Origin of the sequence: Citrobacter sp. MNAZ 1397 (assembly GCF_023613995.1) — a bacterium.
Lineage (GTDB): Bacteria > Pseudomonadota > Gammaproteobacteria > Enterobacterales > Enterobacteriaceae > Phytobacter > Phytobacter ursingii.
In genome coordinates this window covers 13297-29112 of sequence record NZ_JAKIVH010000005.1, presented here as the reverse complement: position 1 = coordinate 29112, position 15816 = coordinate 13297, and the positions used below count along the sequence as shown (strand labels likewise).

Genomic DNA, 15816 nt, shown 5'->3' with positions numbered 1-15816 from the left:
ATCATGTTTCACTGCCCGTTCTGCAAACACGCCGCCCATTCGCGCACAAGCAACTATCTGTCGGAAAACGTCAAACGCCGCTATCACCAGTGCCGGAATATTGAATGCTCGGCCACGTTCCGTACCACCGAATCGGTTGACGGGGTGATACGTGCCGGGGTGCTTGTGCCGTCCCCGGAGCCGGACAGCCCGCCGGCACCGTAAATACCCCCCCCCTCATATACTGTTAAAGACCACGGAGAGAACACCGTTGACCACACTCACACCACAGCAGGCCTTTGACATCTGTCAGGCCGACAAAACCGCCTGGCTTAACCTGAAAACGGAACGGGAAAAGGCAGAGCAGGCGCTCAACGCGTATCTTTCCGGAGACAGTGAAAACTGCCCGGTCAGGGTGGCGGCACTGCGCGGGCGCATTGAGATGAATACATGGCAGATTAACCGGGCAGCCGGTCGCTATATCCGCTCGCATGAAACCTTACAGCACGTCAGCATACAAAACGGCCTTGAGGGATTTATGCAGGAACACGGGGCCACACTGGCCGCCGTGCTGGCCCCGGAATTAAAAGCGCTGAACGGCCAGCCGGACTTTATTAAACGTCGCGCCCTCGACCGCGCAACCACGTATCTGCGTGATGCGCTGGCCGCGTGGCTGAATACCGGTCAGGACATTCATTATTGTGCGCAGGATAATGACATTTTAATTGCCGCCGGACACAGGCCTGACGCGGCTTCGCGGGCAGATAATCAGGAAAAATACACACCTGTACAGCACCAGATTTATGCGCGCCGGTGTGCAGACATGGCCGCGCAGCACCCCGCCTGAAAATCCCCGTAAATCCTGCTATTTTTCCTGAATTACGCCATGCATCCCCAGGGTGCATGGTTTTGCATGTGTTTACGCACTTTTTTTACCCCTTCCCGCACCAGTCCCGGCGCGGCCTGAGCCGGTTCATGCACCTGCATTAAAACCGCCCCGTTAAGCGGGCAGGCGAGGCGGGGAAAGCACTGCGCGCTAATGGGGATTAAGCATTTGCACATTTACACACTCATAAAGAGCTAGCTAGCTCGTCATCTTGAATGACAAGTCCTTCACGATAAGCCGTCTCAAGCAACGGGCTTAATTTTTGAGTTTTCTCAGTGACAAAGGCAACCTGATACTTAGCTCTGGTAATGGCGACGTATAGTTTATTAAAAGATGAATAGTTAATGAAATGAAGTGATTCTCCATTATAATTGGACTGTTCAGGGAATTTGTCTGAATCAGCTCCAACAATTATAACCGCAGAGAATTCCAAACCTCCAATATACTCTATGCCGCCTATTATGTAGGCGTTTGTTTCGGCAGCTTTCATAACAGCAAGGTTATCACCGCGTCTTTCAATGCAAATGTGTTGTTTAGAATTTGAAACTGCGTATTCCTTAATTTCTTTTAAGATATTGTCAGTGCAGGGTACTATTAGGATGTCACTCCGTGGAATATCTGTTTTTTGCGAGATGTGATCAGCGAGAGCGAAGGTGGTTCTATAGACTTCATTTGCGTTTTGCTTGCTAATGATATATGGGATATTACATTTATCTTCAATCAGTGAAGTATGACCAGTCATCGATTCGGCAAGGGGGTTTTCCAATTCTTGAAAAAGAGTAGCGCCAGAAGCTAATACGCAGCTTGCTAAATTAATAATGTGCTCCGATGAACGGAAAACGGCATTTAATCCGTGCTCACGAGCTAAAGTAGCATCAAGCTCTTTAGCAACATCTTCTTTGGTAATGGTAGTGTCACCAGAAGCTTGGCTGCGATCCATTGTAAATACTATGTGATTTGAATTTGGCTTAAGTAAATTGTGAAATAAACTTAATTCATTGATGTTAAATAAATGTGTTTCATCAATATACATTATGTCAAAGCCGCTATTAATTCTTCTTCTTTTCCATATTGGTGTTGATGTTTCCTTTAGTGCGGATAGTGTAATGTCATCACTATCAAATAAGTTTAGAGCGATTAGCTTGTCTTGATATTTGTTATAAATTGAGAAGATCGTTTTATAATCATCCTCGATTTCAAGAGGTATGGCATTTTTGCTTCTAGAAAGAGATGTATAAGTTTTAAGATCATCTCCAGCTCTGCCCTTTATGTAGGTTGAAATTTCCTCTTGTAATAGTATTGATACACCCCACGGGTCATTATTACCAAAGAAGTTTTTTAATGCAGGTGATATAAAGTTAATAGAGCCTGCATAATCATTTATTAAAAAGTCTTCGAGCGCTTCGTTTATATATAAAAGTTGCAACTGTTTAGACTCAAATGCATCACTATCTAAGTATTCAGTGGCTTCAATCCTATTTCCAAGGTTCTTAATACACCATTCCTGTAAAGTAGTAACCTCGACGGATTGTAGATTTACTGAATCAATATATTCCGCGCCACCATTTGATGCGATCAGGTTTTCAATATTTGTTTTGGTTGCAATGCTATGTGTTATAAATATAGCCTTTAGTTGACTTCCTGTTTTTTTTGCATTGTTCAATTGAACAACACACCTTAAAATTAAGCTCAAAGTTTTACCTGTTCCTGCTGCGCCCTTTAGAATATCTGGTCCGTAGCTTTCACTGAAGACAAATCTTTTTTGACTTTCAGTCAGGTTTTTTACCCAATAATCTAGCCCCATATGTGGGTTAGAAAGATTGTCTGTATTGTCGATTTCATTGATATTGAGATAAGAGGAGGAGCTACTTTCTTCTTCTTTGGGAGCTAAAAATTGTGAAGCAACATCTAGTTCATTTATTCCTTCTTTTGCTTTACGGAAATTAGCTAATTTAGGTGGAGTGTTGTTGGTTTCGTACCCATCAAGGAAAATAAGGAAGCTACTTTCATTCCTTTTTTCTTGGCGTTCTTTATCAGGAGATTTATCGAGTATTACTTTATAAGACTTGCCTGTAGTAAATGATAATGGCAACAAAGCAATTAAAGAGGAACCATTAATTATTTTTTCACATGGGCTATGACCTATTTTATCCCAGAGTTTAATTGCAAGCCTACAGGATTTTTGAAGGATAGTAATAATTTCATTACTACTTCTTTTGAAACCGTTAAAACTTGAAGTGTCAAAAATAAGCATGTTTTTCTTATTAGGATTTTTTGTTACTATGTATATTCCTGCACCAGAAGATATCGCTTTGACATCCAAGCTAAAGTCAAAAGGTTGTTGTTCCTTTAATACATCGGCAAGTAGTTGGCCCTTATCGTAATCAGCTGATTGGAGCATTCTTTCAGCGACTATTTTACGTGCGGCATTACTTTCAATTGCTATGAAGCTCATATTTATACATCCATGATTTTGGTTAATAATGAGAGATGATGATTGTCTACGCCAACTCTAACAAAGTTATTTGTGAAACGTTGCATTAACAACTCTATAAATGGTGATTTCAGTTGGCCGACGATGCTACAGAATTTATTCGCGATATTTAAATTTAAACCTGAGTATATATTCCCATCATCAATTTCAATGCCATTTGGAATTCTTTTGGCAGTCAAAATATTTAACTCATAAATTTCTCTTAAATTAACTACTACGGATTTGTAACCAACAATCTCATCAATGAAGAAATAGTCAGGGTTTTTATTTTCAATTATGTCGCTAAGGATTTTTGAAATTTCTTCACGGAAAAATAATAATAATTCCGCATACGATTGGTTCTGTTCAATTGAATCAATTTTTTCTTTTAATGATGCCAGTCTATTTAATTGTTTGGCCTTGAGTGATTTTTTATCCGCGATTACATCGTAAATGCGATCATAACCATATGCTTCGAGATTGTCTTTTGAAAAGCCAGCCTCGTTAAGTAAGCTTAAATATTGCGAAAGTAAATTTTTATAGGTTTGTTTTTTTATGATAGGAAGAAGGTCTTTTTCTTTCCAGATGTCAAATGGAATCGCTGGTATGAAATTATAAAACTTCACCTTGTCGATATTTGCTATATCACATCGGGCTGTGATGATTAAACCTAATGTCTCGTTGTTTGGATAAGAAGCACTGTAAGCACAATTAAATATTGTACCCTGGGTTAAGCATTTATCATCCGTAACATCAACCATGTCACGTAACATTTTATCTCCTTATTTTAATGGTTCCTCACAAAATTACCCCACCATTTCATCATAGTCACGCGTCTTTCAAGGTAAATGGAGCGATTGTAAGCTCTTCTGACCTCATTTTTATCGGCATGAGCTAGAGAAACTTCAATAACATCACTGTTGAATTCTGCCTCATTTAAAGCAGTGCTCGCAATACTTCTTAAACCATGAGCAACCAGCTTACCACCGAACCCGATTCTTTTTAGTGCAGCGTTTGCGGTTTGGCTGTTCATGGGAAGTTTGGGGTTGCTTCTGCTTGGGAAAACGTGGTCTCTATGAGCACTAATAGGTTTCATCACCTCTAAAATCTCTAATGCCTGAGGGGATAAAGGAACAATGTGCTCACGTTTCGCTTTCATTCTCTCGGCTGGAATTGTCCAAATCTTAGTATCGAGATCAATCTCAGCCCATCGAGTACCTGATGCTTCAGAAGGACGAACAAGTGTTAGGAGCTGCCACTCAATTAAGCACCGAGTTGGAACAGACAGATTAGACATGGCCAAGGAACGCATTAACTTTGGCAATTCTTCTGGCCGTAACGTCGGCATGTTTTGCTTCTTGGGCTTCTCAAATGCCATACCCACACCAGATGCTGGATTTGCATCAATCAGGCCAGTGTTTACTGCGTAGATCATTATCTCGTTAACACGCTGCACCAAACGGCGAACTGTCTCGAGTGCACCACGCGCTTTGATTGGTTCAAGTGCTTCAACTATCGTTCTGGCTTTAATTTCCTGAACAGGTATAGCGCCGATTGCTGGAAACACATCCTTATCTAAAGAGCGCCAAATATCTTTCGCATAATCCTCTGTGACGCTTCTCCTTTTAATCTGGAACCAGTTAGCCGCTACTGTTGAGAAAATACTGTCCAGCTCAATCTGGCGTTGTTCTGAGGCTTGCTCTTGCTGCTGTTGTGGATCCATGCCTTGTGCGAGCGTAGTTAAATGTTGGTCGCGTATCTGACGAGCTGCTGCGAGTGTAAGGGCAGGGTATGAACCGAGACTTAGATTAGTTCGGCTGCTGCTTCCCGGTCGCTGATAACGGAAGCGCCACAGTTTTTTCCCAGAGGTTTTGACGAGTAAGAACAGGCCATCACCATCATGAAGGGTGAAGTCTTTTTCGCGGGGTTTCGCTTTTAGGATTTCGTTGTTAGTAAGTGGGCGTGTAATGCGCGCCATGTCTGGATCCCTTCCATAATTGGTACACGTTTTTGGCCCACAGTATAACGTGTACCTAAACGTGTACCAATTTTCTCTGGATTCAGCCGGATTTCCTCGGACGATTACAGACACAAAAAAAGCCCGCAGGGCTTGTGCCGTGCGGGCTTTCAGGATTTCCCCGGACGTATCCGGAAGAGTAAGTGGTGGAGCTGGCGGGAGTTGAACCCGCGTCCGAAATTTCTACATCCTCGGTACTACATGCTTAGTCCAGTCTTTACATTCGCCTGGCACCTGCGGACGGACACGCCACTACCAGACTAGCCTGATTAGTTTTAACGCTTCAACCCCAGGCAGGGCCTCCACGCGATCTCTTTTGGGTTTGACCTCTCTTTGATCCCCGTCTTAAGAGCGGAAGCTAGGGAGAGAGGGCTCAGAGCAGGTTATTAAGCTGCTAAAGCGTAGTTTTCGTCGTTTGCGACTATTTTTTGCGGCTTTTTACGAGGCAAACCGCCCCTCGGCATGCACCTTGGGTTTCGCAAATCCCGTCGAATCCAGAATCAGCCCCAAAAGTGTTGCGGCAAGTATAACAGATTTGTGACGCAGCATGCCAGTCCATATCACTGCGATGCCTTCAATCAGAGATGTCTGGCGACAATATGAGCAATTGCTACTGTTTACGCATAAAAACGCTAATAAGCTTAGCGGGAGAAGGTTCGGAGAATGCACCTGGGCGAGAAGGGTAGGACATACGAAAAATTATGATGCCAAACATTCTTTACTCTCATAGTGAGAGTGGCGGGAAAGATATTTGGCCCGGACACTCCCGCAGGGGAAGCATCCGGTGGGCGTTATTAACGGCCTGCGTTTTTCATAATGCGGGCTTTATCAAGTTGCCATTCGCGCTCTTTAAGATCGGAACGCTTATCATGCTGTTTCTTGCCTTTCGCAACGCCGATTTTGACTTTGCACCAGGCATTCTTCCAGTACAGCGAAAGGGCAACAACAGTATAACCTTCACGGTTTACGCGACCATAGAGGGCGTCCAGTTCACGCTGATTGAGCAGCAGCTTACGTGTACGGGTCGGGTCGCAAACATAGTGGCTCGAAGCCACTGCCAGCGGGGTGAAGTTGGCGCCAAACAGATATGCTTCGCCATCTTTTAGAATCACATAACTGTCGCCGATGTTAGCTTTACCCGCACGCAGGGATTTGACTTCCCAGCCCTGCAGAGACAGACCCGCCTCAAACTCTTCTTCGATAAAATATTCGTGGCGGGCGCGCTTATTCATCGCGATGGTGGCGGAACCGGGTTTGTGTACTTTTTTCTTCGTCATAAGTGTCGTGAAGCCATTGGTAATCTGATATCCAAAAAGACCTCATTGCATCCTGTGAGGTTCAACGCGTTATCTTAGCACGAGTTCCGGCGTAGCGTTTTCCTTTCATGTATGGGAAATGTTATTATTTGATGATTGTGTGATCGCAGGAAATGCTATGCCTCAGATTAGTCGCTCTGCACTGGTGCCTTACAGCGCAGAACAAATGTATGAATTGGTTAACGATGTGAAATCTTACCCACAGTTTCTGCCAGGGTGCACGGGAAGCCGCGTGCTGGAGTCCGGCCCGACGCAGATGACGGCAGCAGTGGATGTCTCGAAAGCGGGAATCAGTAAGACTTTCACAACGCGAAATACCTTAACGGCAAATCAGACCATTTTGATGCATCTTGTCGATGGTCCATTTAAGAGATTAATGGGGGGCTGGAAGTTTACGCCGCTCTCGGCGGATGCCTGCCGCATTGAATTTAATCTTGATTTCGAATTTACCAATAAGTTGATTGAGCTGGCGTTTGGGCGTGTTTTCAAAGAGCTGGCTGCCAATATGGTAGAAGCGTTTACCGTGCGTGCGAAAGAGGTTTACAGTGCCGGGTAAGATTGTGGTGGAAGTGGCGTATGCGTTGCCTGAAAAGCAGTACCTGCAGCGGGTAAACCTTGAAGACGGGGCAACTATTGAGCAAGCGATTGTTGCCTCTGGACTGCTGGAATTACGCACCGATATCGATCTCAGCCACAACAAAGTGGGCATCTATAGCCGCCCGGCGAAACTGCATGATGTGGTTGCCGATGGCGACCGTATCGAAATCTATCGCCCCCTGATTGCTGATCCGAAAGAACTGCGCAGGCAGCGCGCGGAGAGAGCGGCGAAGAAATAGCCTTGTTCAGGTTGTTGCAAGCGCTTTTAACAGGACGTTCAATCTGGCGCTGGCATTCTTGTACGGTGAGACGCTATTGAATTGAATCATACGACCTCGCGTCCATTTTCCGTACCAGAGTTGGTGGTACAATTCATCGTCGCTAAAGCCATTCACCAGAGCCACCAGTTGCTGTTGGTTCTCTTCCAGCAAATTAAGCAACATCGACCATGACGTAATATGCTGGTAATCGGCGTAGTATTTTTGCGCAAGCTTCCCCAGTTCATTCCATTTTACGCCTTTTGCCGGAAAATCGATTTGCTCGCCTGCCGCTTCCTGGTGGTGCCAGTAGAGAACTTGCTCTCCCCAGCCAATCAGGTAGCTGACAAGGTTGGCGACACTCATGCGGCTCCCGGCTACATGACCGTCAAGACATGGCTGAAAGGCCATCTCGGGAGGTATGCGGGCGAGTTTTTTGCGTAATGCGAGGGCGGATTTTTCCATTGCTTCAAGTAGGGCGGTTTTGCTTTCCGGAACAGCCATCGTTTTCATCCCCTGAAATGAAAAATGGCGCCATAAGGCGCCATTTCTGATTCTGCAATTACTCTTTTGTCAGTGCGGGTTTGTTATCAATGTTGGTTAATACGCCGCTGCTGTTAAAGGTCAGCGTCAGCGTCTGCTGGGTTGCATTTTCGTGCCCCGGCTGCTGGCGGAATACATAGAACCAGGTGCTGCTTCCAAACGGGTCGGTCATCATCGGCGTACCTAATGCGTATGCAACCTGCTGTTGCGTCATCCCTACGCGGATTTTAGAAACGTCATTCGGAGTCAGGTAGTTCCCCTGATTGATATCAGGACGGTAAACCACGCGTTCCAGAGTGGAACAGCCTGCGGTCAACATCAGAAGAACCGCTGCGGCAGCAGTCAGCATTTTACAGCGCATAATGATTTGATTCCTTTTCGGGCCCGAACAGTACGTGGCTCATTTGTAATGTGCCGATAATAATAGACCTTTAGCCAGTTTAAAACCTTTGCTACCTGGTCTGACGGCGAATTTATCGTGTACTGAGACCGTACTAATGACAAAAAGTTTACGCAGCGAGTAGCTCTTTCGCATTTGCCAGTGTATTTCGGGTGACTTCACTACCCCCTAACAGCCGTGCCAGTTCCTGTAAACGTGCGCGTTTATCCAACTGCAGCATGTGTGTTTCGGTCATTGCGCCGTCGGTCTCTTTGCTAACAAAGAAGTGATGGTGCCCACAGCCTGCAACCTGAGGCAGGTGAGTCACGCACATGACCTGGGTGGATTCGCCTAATTGACGCAGAAGTTTACCGACGACCGCCGCGGTCGGGCCGCTGATTCCCACATCCACCTCGTCGAAAATCAGCGCCGGGGTTTCCATCTTCCGGGCGGTGATGACCTGAATGGCTAGCGCAATTCGTGACAGCTCACCGCCGGAGGCGACTTTAGAAATAGCCTGTAGGGGCTGACCGGGGTTGGTTGTGACGCGGAACTCAATGCGATCGGCGCCATCAGCGGTGAGGGTATGCTCATCAAAGCTGACGTCGATATCAAATACCCCGTGCGGCATTGAAAGCATATGCATACTCTCGGTGATCAATTGCCCCAGCTCGTGCGCGTAGTGCACCCGTTGCGTATGGAGCTGGCGGGCGGCCTCAAGTGCCAGTTGGTGGTGCTTCGCCACTGCAAGCTTCAGCGTTTCCTGTGAGTCTGCCTGGTCATCAAGCTGCTGTTGCTCTTCCAGCAATGATTGATGGAATTGTGGCAAGGCTTCCGGGCTGACGTGGTGTTTACGCGCCAGCGAAATCTGTTTTGAAATACGCTGCTCAAGTTCATACAGGCGGTTCGGATCCAGTTCAAGACGGTCACAGTAATGACGCAACTCATCGCTGGCCTCGCTGACCTGAATAGCCGCTTCTTCGAGCATAATGAGGATGCCGGACAAGCTGGCATCCATCCCGGCCAGTTCGGTAACCATTTGGCGTGCGGTATAGAGCTGGCTTTGTAGATTGGCATCTTCGCCGTCTGCCAGCAAATTCAGCGCATGCTGACTGGTGCTAAGTAACTGGCCGCTGTTGGCGAGGCGTTTGTACTCTTCATCAATCTGTTCAAATTCGCCCGGCAGTGGGTTGAATTCGTTAAGCTCTTTTAATTGATAATGCAGCAGTTCGGCACGTGCGGTACGTTCCTGGCTTTGCTGTTGATGCTGCGCCAGTTCGCGGCAGCTCGTATGCCACTGGCGGTAATGTTCTGCCATCTGTTGAGTAAGTGTGTACTCACCTGCATAGCCGTCCAGCAAAGCTTTCTGATGTTCAGATTTCACTAACAGCTGATGTGCGTGCTGGCCGTGGATTTGGATCAGCAACTGCCCCAGTTCGCGCAATTGTGAAAGCGGAACTGCCGTGCCATTGATAAAACCACGAGAGCGCCCGTCGCTGCTGATAACGCGGCGAAGTAAACACTCACGTCCGTCTTCAAGCTGGTTCTCTTCCAGCCAGCGTTGTGCTGCTGGGGTGTCTTTCAGGGCAAAGCGCGCGCACAGGTCAGCGCGTGCGGCGCCCGCTCGCACCATGTCGGCCTCTGCACGACCACCCAGGCAAAGCCCCAGCGCATCAATGGCGATGGATTTACCTGCCCCGGTCTCACCCGTGATAGCCGTCATTCCGCTATGGAAGTCGATCTCAAGTTCACGAACAATCGCAAAGTTGCTGATAGTCAGTTGTGCCAACATGGTTGCTTTCCTGTATGAATAACCATAACTGTGTTTAAATACAGTATAAACTGGTTTTATATACAGTAAAGCCCCGGACTACGTTATTCAGAATAATTTTTTTGACCAGCCGAGTTTTGAGCTTAATGTATTGAAATAGCTATAATCTTTTGGGTGTATCAGATTGAGGTGATAGTCGCACCGACGAATCAGCACATCTTCGCCTTCCTGGATGGGCAGCGCGATTTGGCTATCGCAACTCACTTCCAGATCGCTGCGACGATGTGAGAAACGCAGGCGAATAGTGCTGCTGCTGTTAATGACCAGTGGGCGTGCAGAAAGCGTGTGCGGGAACATGGGCACTAGCGTGATGGCATCCAGCGAGGGGGTCAGGATTGGACCGCCCGCCGACAGCGAGTAGGCCGTGGAGCCTGTTGGCGTGGAGATGATCAGACCGTCTGAACGCTGAGAGAACGCAAAAATCTCATCGATGTAGACTTCGAACTCAATCATATGGGCGACTTTGCCGGGATGGAGAACGACTTCATTGATCGCGGTGCTGATGCGCTTCTGGCAATCCTGCTGGCAGACTTGTACTTCCAGCAAAAAACGCTTTTCGGCAATATAATAACCTTCCAGAACATCAGCCAACTGCTGCTGTGCGTTATCGGGGTCGAGGTCTGTCAGAAAACCCAGATTGCCACGGTTGATGCCAATGACTTTAATATCGTAGCGCGCCAGTGTGCGCGCGGCGCCAAGCATATTACCGTCACCGCCGACGACTACCGCGAGATCCGCCTGCTGACCAATATCTGCCAGCGTACCGGTGCGCACGTTTTTAAGCTGTAACTCTTGTGCAATCTGTTGCTCGACAATGACGTCATACCCTTTTGTACACAGCCAGCGATAGAGCATTTCATGTGTGGTCAGCGCGGTGGGGTGACGCGGATGACCGACAATACCAATACACTTGAAATGATGAGCCATTTTCTGGTGGTCCTTGTGCCAAATGAATGATGACAATCTGTCGCGTTCCCTTGAAACCCGGAAACGGATCCCCATAATAAGCGAAGTTAGCGAGATGAATGCGAAAAAACGCGGAGAAATTCATGAGTAGTAAAGAACAGAAAACGCCTGACGGGCAAGCCCCGGAAGAAATTATCATGGATCAGCACGAAGATATTGAGGCGGTTGAACCAGACGCTTCTGCTGAGCAGGTGGATCCGCGCGATGAGAAGATTGCCAACCTCGAAGCGCAACTGATTGAAGCGCAGAACCGTGAGCGTGACGGTATTCTGCGTGTTAAAGCAGAAATGGAAAACCTGCGTCGCCGTACCGAGCTGGACGTTGAGAAGGCGCATAAATTTGCGCTGGAAAAATTCATCAACGAACTATTGCCGGTGATTGATAGCCTGGATCGCGCGCTGGAAGTCGCGGACAAGAACAATGCCGACATGTCCTCGATGGTCGAAGGTATTGAACTGACGCTGAAATCTATGCTGGATGTCGTGAAAAAATTCGGTGTTGAAGTGGTAGCCGATACCAACGTTCCGCTGGATCCGAATGTGCATCAGGCTATCGCGATGGTGGAGTCAGAAGATGTGGCACCGGGCAACGTGCTGGGCGTGATGCAAAAAGGCTTTACCCTCAATGGCCGCACGATCCGCGCCGCAATGGTGACGGTCGCGAAAGCGAAGGGTTAATTTCCCTCATGTTAACCCTCACCCTGCGGGGAGAGGGTTAACATCATTATTCCGCCACGCTGTCGCGAAGGGATTTGACCGGAATAACGCGTACCTGCTTAATCATGTTGTCCTGCACATCGAGAATATCGATATCATAGTGTTCAATGCGCACGCGGGTTCCGGCTGCCGGGATCTCTTCTAGTGCCTCAAGTAACATCCCGTTAATCGTCCGGGCCTCGGCTTCCGGTAATTGCCAGTTAAAGGCTTTATTCAACTCACGCACATTGGCGCTGCCATCAATAATCACTGACCCGTCATTTTGCGGTGTCACTTCCTCGGCCAGCGACGGCGACATTGATGTCGTAAAGTCTCCGACAATCTCTTCGAGAATATCTTCAACCGTAATCAGCCCCTGAATGTCGCCGTATTCGTCCACGACCAGGCCGACTTTCTTTTTATTACGCTGAAATTTCACCAGTTGTACGCTGAGCGGCGTGCCTTCCGGCACGTAATAAATTTCATCGGCGGCGCGCAGCATGACCTCTTTGGTGAACTCTTTTTTCTCTGTCATCAGACGGTAGGCCTCGCGTACGCGTAGCATGCTGATGGTATCGTCAAGTGAATCCCGGTAGAGCACAATACGGCCATGCGGCGAATGGGTAAGCTGACGCACGATCGACTTCCAGTCGTCGTTGATATCGATACCGACGATTTCACTACGCGGCACCATGATGTCATTGACGCTTACTTTTTCCAGATCCAGTATCGACAGCAGCATATCCTGGTTGCGTCGGGAGATTTGGGAGCGGGATTCATTCACGATGGTACGCAATTCATCCTTGCTCAGTGCGCCGCTGATAACGACATCAGCCTTAATACCCACCATCCTCATCAGAACGCGCGTTACCCCATTAAGCAGCCAGACCAGCGGCATCATGATGATCTGCAACGGTACTAACAGAACACTACTGGGAAAAGCGACTTTTTCGGGATACAGGGCGGCGATGGTTTTCGGCAGGACTTCGGCAAACACCAGGACGACAAAAGTCAGCACGCCGGTTGCAATTGCCACGCCAGCGTTACCGTATAAACGCATACCAACGATGGTACCCAGCGCAGAGGCGAGGATATTGACCAGATTATTGCCAATCAATACCAGGCTGATAAGTCGGTCGGGTTTACGCAGCAGTTTTTCGACGCGCTTAGCGCTTCGATGGCCCTGCTTTGCCAGATGACGCAGGCGATAACGGTTAACGGTCATCATGCCGGTTTCAGAACCGGAGAAGTACGCCGAAATCACCACCATGATGATCAGGGTGACGATCAGCGTCGTGGTGGAAATGTGTTCCAGGGGGAACTCCTTCTTAACTTAGGATATGCTGCAGAACGCGGCTACCGAAATAGGCCAGCGTTAGAATGCCGGCGCCTGCGACGTTAAACCACACGACACGGCGCCCGCGCCACCCTTTATGGTAATGGCCCCACAGCAATACGATATAGACGAACCACGCAATGATCGACAGGACAGCTTTGTCGATATTCTCCATGCTGAACAGGTTTTTGAGGAAGAAGAGACCTGTACAGAGCGTTAATGTCAGCAGAACCACGCCAATCTGGGTGATATGAAACATTTTGCGCTCAATGCTCATTAACGGCGGCATTTCGCTGCTGAATGCCAGTCGTTTATTCTTAAGTTGATAGTCAATCCACGCCAGTTGTAGCGCATACATTGCTGCGATAATCAGCGTGGCATAGGCGAAGAGTGAAAGCCCGATATGGATCATCATACCCGGAGTGGTTTCGAGATGCGTTATGTACTCGTTTGGCACAAAAATGGCGAAGGCGAGATTGATAAGCGCAAAAGTATAGACGATGGGCAGCAGCAGCCAGCCGCGGTTTTTCGACGCCACAATGGTCATGACTGTGCAGATCATTAAGCTGACCAGCGAACCGACGTTTAATAAGCTTAAGTTTTGCCCACCATCGTCCGGGAAAATCCGTTCTTTAAGCGCGAAGCCGTGAAACATCAGCGCGACAACCGCTGATAAAATCGCCATGCGGCGCCAGCCGCTGTTTTTCTGCAACAAACCGGGAACGATCAGTGCGAGGCTGATGGAATAGGCGGCAAGAGAAATTAAGGCGAACACGGGCATAGTGGCGTCGACAGTTGACCTAAGAAGAAAGAGATGCAGTATAACGTTACGTGACTCTGGCTCCAACCGTTGCATCACATACATCACGAATGTCTTCATGTTATACTGGCGCAAATTTCTGTTATGCGTCGCCCTGGCGGCCCATCGTTTTACCTCAGGCGAGAGACAATGTTTGATAATTTAACCGATCGTTTGTCGCGCACCCTGCGCAATATCAGTGGTCGTGGACGCCTCACTGAAGACAATATTAAAGACACGCTACGCGAAGTGCGTATGGCGCTGCTGGAAGCGGACGTCGCCTTGCCGGTCGTGCGTGATTTCATCAACCGCGTAAAAGAAAAAGCGGTTGGTCATGAAGTGAATAAGAGCCTGACGCCCGGTCAGGAGTTCGTCAAAATCGTTCGTAACGAACTGGTTGCGGCGATGGGTGAAGAGAACCAAAGCCTTAATCTGGCCGCCCAGCCGCCAGCCGTTGTGTTGATGGCGGGCCTGCAGGGTGCAGGTAAAACCACCAGCGTGGGTAAACTGGGTAAGTTCCTGCGTGAAAAACACAAGAAGAAAGTGATGGTGGTTTCCGCGGACGTTTATCGCCCGGCGGCGATCAAACAGCTGGAAACCCTTGCGCAACAGGTGGACGTCGATTTCTTCCCGTCTGATGTTGCGCAAAAGCCGGTGGATATTGTTAATGCCGCGCTGAAAGAAGCGAAGCTCAAATTCTACGACGTGCTGCTGGTGGATACCGCTGGTCGCCTGCATGTCGACGAAGCGATGATGGATGAAATCAAACAGGTCCATGCCGCGATTAATCCGGTAGAAACCCTGTTTGTTGTTGACGCCATGACCGGTCAGGATGCGGCGAATACCGCGAAAGCGTTTAACGAAGCGCTGCCGCTGACGGGGGTTGTATTGACCAAAGTGGACGGCGACGCCCGCGGCGGTGCGGCGCTCTCTATTCGTCATATTACCGGCAAACCGATCAAGTTCCTGGGCGTAGGTGAGAAGACCGAAGCATTGGAGCCGTTCCATCCGGACCGTATTGCTTCGCGTATTCTTGGTATGGGCGACGTGCTGTCGCTGATCGAAGATATTGAAAGTAAGGTCGATCGCGCTCAGGCCGAGAAGCTGGCGTCCAAACTGAAAAAAGGCGACGGTTTTGATCTGACCGACTTCCTGGAACAACTGCGTCAGATGAAAAACATGGGCGGTATGGCGAGCCTGATGGGCAAGCTGCCTGGCATGGGTCAGATTCCGGATAACGTGAAAGCGCAGATGGATGACAAAGTGCTGGTGCGTATGGAAGCGATCATCAACTCGATGACCTTTAAAGAGCGTGCGAACCCTGAAATCATCAAAGGCTCCCGTAAACGCCGTATTGCTGCGGGCTGCGGGATGCAGGTGCAGGATGTTAACCGCCTTCTGAAACAGTTCGACGACATGCAGCGCATGATGAAGAAGATGAAGAAGGGCGGTATGGCGAAGATGATGAGAAGTATGAAGGGGATGATGCCGCCGGGGTTCCCTGGCCGCTAAAAACAAGGGTATAAGGCTATCTTGTTTGCCATTTTAGCCCCGGGGTGTGCTCGAAATGCTCACGTACTACGTGTACGCTCCGCTTTCTGTGCGCACGCCGTAACTAAACTGGCTGCACCGATATACGCCTTATCTCCCTTGTTTGCTATATCCTGATTGCATTTTCCCCAAAAATCAGTAAAATTTTCGGGCTTTTAATATGACACCGGGCTCCGTTCCTCGATGGGGCC

General features: G+C 48.3%; 16 protein-coding genes and 1 other RNA gene. 6 read left to right on the top strand and 11 right to left on the bottom strand.

The genetic code is table 11. From position 1 onward, the window contains the following. The first annotated feature begins 3 nt into the window (after nt 1-3). Together L2097_RS21700 and L2097_RS21695 are read left to right on the top strand one after the other, a co-directional pair. Nucleotides 4-204 (top strand): ogr/Delta-like zinc finger family protein, encoded by a 201-nt coding sequence (locus tag L2097_RS21700; protein ID WP_250353649.1) that lies wholly within the window; start codon nt 4-6, stop codon nt 202-204. Nucleotides 205-250: 46 nt separating this feature from the next. Further along, nucleotides 251-826: a phage polarity suppression protein gene (locus L2097_RS21695; RefSeq protein ID WP_250353648.1), complete on the top strand. Its 576-nt coding sequence runs from the start codon at nt 251-253 to the stop codon at nt 824-826. Between the two features lie 223 nt (nt 827-1049). On the opposite strand, the gene L2097_RS21690 is transcribed toward L2097_RS21695, so the two are convergent. From L2097_RS21690 to smpB, 5 genes are all read right to left on the bottom strand, one after another. Next, nucleotides 1050-3320: a UvrD-helicase domain-containing protein gene (locus L2097_RS21690; protein ID WP_250353647.1), complete on the bottom strand. Its 2271-nt coding sequence runs from the start codon at nt 3318-3320 to the stop codon at nt 1050-1052. 2 nt (nt 3321-3322) lie between these two features. Beyond that, complete coding sequence (locus tag L2097_RS21685; RefSeq protein ID WP_250353646.1) at nt 3323-4111, bottom strand: hypothetical protein; 789 nt, start codon at nt 4109-4111, stop codon at nt 3323-3325. A gap of 14 nt (nt 4112-4125) precedes the next feature. Continuing rightward, complete coding sequence (locus tag L2097_RS21680) at nt 4126-5316, bottom strand: integrase domain-containing protein (protein ID WP_250353645.1); 1191 nt, start codon at nt 5314-5316, stop codon at nt 4126-4128. Between the two features lie 183 nt (nt 5317-5499). Further along, nucleotides 5500-5863, bottom strand: a transfer-messenger RNA (tmRNA) gene (gene ssrA / locus L2097_RS21675). 286 nt (nt 5864-6149) lie between these two features. Beyond that, complete coding sequence (gene smpB / locus L2097_RS21670; protein ID WP_047369172.1) at nt 6150-6632, bottom strand: SsrA-binding protein SmpB; 483 nt, start codon at nt 6630-6632, stop codon at nt 6150-6152. A 157-nt stretch (nt 6633-6789) separates the two neighbouring features. Here smpB and L2097_RS21665 point away from each other — a divergent pair, with 157 nt between their 5' ends. Further along, complete coding sequence (locus L2097_RS21665; RefSeq protein WP_197688005.1) at nt 6790-7227, top strand: type II toxin-antitoxin system RatA family toxin; 438 nt, start codon at nt 6790-6792, stop codon at nt 7225-7227. Then, complete coding sequence (locus tag L2097_RS21660; protein ID WP_250353644.1) at nt 7217-7507, top strand: RnfH family protein; 291 nt, start codon at nt 7217-7219, stop codon at nt 7505-7507. The genes L2097_RS21665 and L2097_RS21660 overlap by 11 nt, the downstream gene beginning before the upstream one ends. 6 nt (nt 7508-7513) lie before the next feature. Here L2097_RS21660 and L2097_RS21655 read toward each other — a convergent pair whose 3' ends face one another. The 4 genes from L2097_RS21655 to nadK form a co-directional block, all read right to left on the bottom strand. Next, complete coding sequence (locus L2097_RS21655) at nt 7514-8029, bottom strand: ClbS/DfsB family four-helix bundle protein (RefSeq protein ID WP_047369175.1); 516 nt, start codon at nt 8027-8029, stop codon at nt 7514-7516. A 58-nt stretch (nt 8030-8087) separates the two neighbouring features. After that, a complete protein-coding gene (bamE, locus tag L2097_RS21650) occupies nt 8088-8429 on the bottom strand; it encodes an outer membrane protein assembly factor BamE (protein ID WP_047369176.1) in 342 nt (113 codons plus the stop codon). 148 nt (nt 8430-8577) lie between these two features. After that, nucleotides 8578-10239, bottom strand: coding sequence for a DNA repair protein RecN (recN, locus tag L2097_RS21645; protein WP_250353643.1), 1662 nt, complete (start codon nt 10237-10239; stop codon nt 8578-8580). 87 nt (nt 10240-10326) lie between these two features. After that, the gene (nadK, locus tag L2097_RS21640) at nt 10327-11205 is read right to left on the bottom strand and encodes an NAD(+) kinase (protein WP_250353642.1); all 879 of its coding nucleotides are present in this window, start codon (nt 11203-11205) and stop codon (nt 10327-10329) included. A gap of 122 nt (nt 11206-11327) precedes the next feature. Between nadK and grpE the strand changes: the two genes are divergently transcribed. Further along, the gene (gene grpE / locus L2097_RS21635) at nt 11328-11921 is read left to right on the top strand and encodes a nucleotide exchange factor GrpE (RefSeq protein ID WP_047369179.1); all 594 of its coding nucleotides are present in this window, start codon (nt 11328-11330) and stop codon (nt 11919-11921) included. Nucleotides 11922-11967: 46 nt separating this feature from the next. On the opposite strand, the gene L2097_RS21630 is transcribed toward grpE, so the two are convergent. Together L2097_RS21630 and L2097_RS21625 are read right to left on the bottom strand one after the other, a co-directional pair. Further along, entirely contained in the window at nt 11968-13254 is a 1287-nt protein-coding gene (locus L2097_RS21630; protein ID WP_047369180.1) for an HlyC/CorC family transporter, read from the bottom strand. Between the two features lie 13 nt (nt 13255-13267). After that, the gene (locus L2097_RS21625; protein WP_047369181.1) at nt 13268-14056 is read right to left on the bottom strand and encodes a cytochrome C assembly family protein; all 789 of its coding nucleotides are present in this window, start codon (nt 14054-14056) and stop codon (nt 13268-13270) included. 168 nt (nt 14057-14224) lie between these two features. Here L2097_RS21625 and ffh point away from each other — a divergent pair, with 168 nt between their 5' ends. Next, nucleotides 14225-15586, top strand: coding sequence for a signal recognition particle protein (ffh, locus tag L2097_RS21620; protein ID WP_047369182.1), 1362 nt, complete (start codon nt 14225-14227; stop codon nt 15584-15586). Nucleotides 15587-15816 lie beyond the last annotated feature (230 nt).

Excerpts from the sequence above, each read along its gene's own strand:
- L2097_RS21700 (WP_250353649.1), top strand. The coding sequence starts at position 4 with ATGTTTCACTGCCCGTTCTGCAAACACGCCGCCCATTCGCGCACAAGC.
- L2097_RS21690 (WP_250353647.1), bottom strand. The coding sequence starts at position 3,320 with ATGAGCTTCATAGCAATTGAAAGTAATGCCGCACGTAAAATAGTCGCT.
- L2097_RS21685 (WP_250353646.1), bottom strand. The coding sequence starts at position 4,111 with ATGTTACGTGACATGGTTGATGTTACGGATGATAAATGCTTAACCCAG.
- L2097_RS21680 (WP_250353645.1), bottom strand. The coding sequence starts at position 5,316 with ATGGCGCGCATTACACGCCCACTTACTAACAACGAAATCCTAAAAGCG.
- smpB (WP_047369172.1), bottom strand. The coding sequence starts at position 6,632 with ATGACGAAGAAAAAAGTACACAAACCCGGTTCCGCCACCATCGCGATG.
- L2097_RS21665 (WP_197688005.1), top strand. The coding sequence starts at position 6,790 with ATGCCTCAGATTAGTCGCTCTGCACTGGTGCCTTACAGCGCAGAACAA.
- L2097_RS21655 (WP_047369175.1), bottom strand. The coding sequence starts at position 8,029 with ATGGCTGTTCCGGAAAGCAAAACCGCCCTACTTGAAGCAATGGAAAAA.
- bamE (WP_047369176.1), bottom strand. The coding sequence starts at position 8,429 with ATGCGCTGTAAAATGCTGACTGCTGCCGCAGCGGTTCTTCTGATGTTG.
- recN (WP_250353643.1), bottom strand. The coding sequence starts at position 10,239 with ATGTTGGCACAACTGACTATCAGCAACTTTGCGATTGTTCGTGAACTT.
- nadK (WP_250353642.1), bottom strand. The coding sequence starts at position 11,205 with ATGGCTCATCATTTCAAGTGTATTGGTATTGTCGGTCATCCGCGTCAC.
- grpE (WP_047369179.1), top strand. The coding sequence starts at position 11,328 with ATGAGTAGTAAAGAACAGAAAACGCCTGACGGGCAAGCCCCGGAAGAA.
- L2097_RS21625 (WP_047369181.1), bottom strand. The coding sequence starts at position 14,056 with ATGCCCGTGTTCGCCTTAATTTCTCTTGCCGCCTATTCCATCAGCCTC.
- ffh (WP_047369182.1), top strand. The coding sequence starts at position 14,225 with ATGTTTGATAATTTAACCGATCGTTTGTCGCGCACCCTGCGCAATATC.